Origin of the sequence: Promineifilum sp. (SeqCode), assembly GCF_041918635.1 — a bacterium.
Lineage (GTDB): Bacteria > Chloroflexota > Anaerolineae > Promineifilales > Promineifilaceae > Promineifilum.
The window spans coordinates 1-2,696 of sequence record NZ_JAYRVJ010000220.1 but is presented as its reverse complement, the minus strand read 5'-3'; the positions used below and the strand labels follow the sequence as shown (position 1 = coordinate 2,696).

The following is a 2,696-nucleotide window of genomic DNA, read 5'->3' as shown; positions in this document are numbered from 1 at the left end:
CGACGGCGTGACGAAGACGAACCGCGCCCGGCAGCCGGCGGGGATGCGGTCGACGGGCAGCCCCTCGGCATCCACCGGCAGGCCGACCAGCCGCGCCCGGTGCAGGCGAAACAGGGTGAAGGCGTCGCGGTAGCCGGGCGTCTCCACGACTACCTCGTCGCCCGGCGCGAGCAGCAGCCGGGCCAGGATGTCAAGCGCCTGCTGCGCGCCGCTGACGATGACCACCTGATCGGCTGCGCAGCGCACGCCCCGCGCCCGCGTCAGGTAGTCGGCCACTGCGGCGCGCAGCGGCCCGAAGCCGGCCGCCGAACCGTAGCGCGACAGCATGGCGTCGTCGGTCGAGAGGTAGCGCCCCAGCAAGCGCCGCCACACGTCGTAGGGGAAGAGTTCGGCGAAGGAGCGGCCGAAGCCGAAGTCGATCTCCGCCCGGCTTGCCGGCGCCTCGCCGGCCGCTCGCTCCGAGCTGCGGCCCAGGTCGAGCGCCCGCCGGCCCCACTCGGTCAGCGCTGGCCGGAAAGGGGGTGCGGATGCCCCGCTCGCCGGCCCGGCCAGCCGGTTGCTGACGAACGTGCCCGCGCCGCCGCGGCTCTCGACGTACCCTTCGGCCTTGAGCATGTCGTAGGCCTGCACGATGGTCACGCGGGCCACGCCCGCCCGCCGCGCCAGCGCCCGGCTTGACGGCAGCCGCGCCCCCGGCGGCAGCGCCCCGGCCAGGATGGCGGCGCGCAACTGATGATACACTTGCCGGTAGGCGTCGAGGACGTCGTTGTCCTCGCCGTCGCGCCGGATGGTGAGTTCGATCTCCTGGGCCACGTTTGCGATCCCCGTCAGAGTTCGTTATGATTGCCGCGATTAAGCATGCCTTACCGCAGCACCGACAAGACCCGCCAGAAGAAAGACGCCAAACGCACCGCCATGATGCAGGCCGCCGTGCGCGTCTTCGCCGAGAAAGGATACCACGCCGCCACCGTTCGCGACATTGTGAACGAGGCCGACGTGGCCGTGGGCACTTTCTACTTCTACTTCCCCGACAAGGAGACGCTGTTCGTCCACCTCTTCGAGGAGACGGCCTCTTTTCTGCTCCAGGCTATCGAGCAGGCGCTCAACAGCCGTACGACCTTTCCGGCCCAGCTGGAAGCAGCGGTACAGGCGTATATCAACGTCGCCTTCTATGAGCCAGCGGTCATCCAACTGCTGCTCATCGGCGGCATGGGGTCGGTGCCGTCGCTGGCCGAGCGGCGCGCCGAATACCGCGAGAAGCTGGTGCGTGCCTGGGCGCGGGCGCTGGCCGCCGCGCTGGAGCGCCGGGAGATCGAGCCGCAGAACCCGCGCCGCACGGCTGAAGGGCTGGCCGGCGGCTTCGATGAGATCGTCCTCAACTTGCTCGCCTCGCCCCAGCCCGAGCGCGAAGGCCCGCAAGCCGTCCGAGACATGGTGCAGTTTGGGCTGCGGGCGGTGGGGTATTTGTATGCGGCGGAGTGAAGCAGGGGGGCGGGGGAGCGGGGGAGCAGGGGAGCGTGACGAACTACGAACGACGAGTGACGAACTACCATCTGTTACCAATCCACTGAATACTGACCCACTGACTACTGCTTACTGACCACTAACCACTAATAAAGGAACCACTGAATGACCAATCACACCTCCACCCTCGAAGCCCAAATCGACGCCCGCATCCAGGAGACGCTCGACTACTGGATCGACCAACTCGGCCGCTTGTGCGCCCAGCCGAGCATCTCCGCGCAAGGGCTGGGCATCGCCGAGTGCGCCGAACTGACGGCGACGATGCTGCGCGAGCAGGGCTTCAGTGCCGAGACATTGCCCAGCGCCGGTCATCCCGTCGTCTACGGCGAGGGCACGGGGCGCGCGCCGCGCACGCTGCTCTTCTACAACCACTATGACGTGCAGCCGCCCGAACCGCTGGAGCTATGGGACTCGCCCCCCTTCAGCCTGACCCGGCGCGACGGCCGCCTCTATGCCCGCGGTGTCAGCGACGACAAGGGGCACTTCATCTCCCGGCTGGCGGCCGTCGCCGCCGTGCGCCACGTGCTGGGGGAGTTGCCCTGCCATGTCAAGTTCTTCGTCGAGGGGGAAGAGGAGATCGGCAGCCCCAGTATCGAGCCGTTCCTGCGCAAACACCGCGACCGGCTGGCCGCTGACGCCTGCGTCTGGGAGTTCGGCTCGGTGGATTACGAGGGGCGGCCCTTCCAATCGCTTGGCCTGCGGGGCATGTGCTACGTCGAGTTGAGCGTCCAGACGTGCGACCTGGATGCCCACTCCGGCATGGCTGGCTCCATCTTCCCCAACGCTGCCTGGCGACTGGTCTGGGCGCTGAACGCCATCAAGGGGCCGGACGAGCGTATTCGCATTCCCGGCTTTTACGACAACGCCCGGCCCGCCTCGCCGCGTGACATGGAGTATCTGGCCGCCCAGCCGGATGAGTCGGAGCAGGTCAAGCGCTCCTACGACCTGCCCGCTTTCCTGAAGGGGATGACCGGCGGCGTGGAGTTACGGCGCGCCGCTGTCTTCGAGCCGACGGCGACCATCAACGGCCCCAACTCTGGCTACCAGGGGCCAGGCTCCAAGACCGTCCTGCCCGCCCGCGCCAGCGCCAAGGTGGACTTCCGCCTCGTGCCCGACCAGACGCCGGACGAAATCCTCGCCAAGCTGCGCGCCCATCTGGACGCGGAGGGGTT

General features: G+C 68.4%; 3 protein-coding genes. 2 read left to right on the top strand and 1 reads right to left on the bottom strand.

The features are described 5' to 3' along the window. Positions 1-813, bottom strand: an 813-nt coding sequence (locus tag ACE3UY_RS07555) for a PLP-dependent aminotransferase family protein (RefSeq protein WP_374686931.1), incomplete at its 3' end; no start/stop codon positions are given. A gap of 45 nt (positions 814-858) precedes the next feature. Between ACE3UY_RS07555 and ACE3UY_RS07550 the strand changes: the two genes are divergently transcribed. Together ACE3UY_RS07550 and ACE3UY_RS07545 are read left to right on the top strand one after the other, a co-directional pair. Further along, the gene (locus ACE3UY_RS07550; RefSeq protein ID WP_374686930.1) at positions 859-1,482 is read left to right on the top strand and encodes a TetR/AcrR family transcriptional regulator; all 624 of its coding nucleotides are present in this window, start codon (positions 859-861) and stop codon (positions 1,480-1,482) included. A 147-nt stretch (positions 1,483-1,629) separates the two neighbouring features. Next, on the top strand, positions 1,630-2,696 hold a 1,067-nt coding region (locus tag ACE3UY_RS07545), incomplete at its 3' end, for a M20/M25/M40 family metallo-hydrolase (protein WP_374686929.1).

What these genes read in the sequence shown, in the direction of transcription:
- ACE3UY_RS07550 (WP_374686930.1), top strand. Translation starts at nt 859, where the DNA reads ATGCCTTACCGCAGCACCGACAAGACCCGCCAGAAGAAAGACGCCAAA.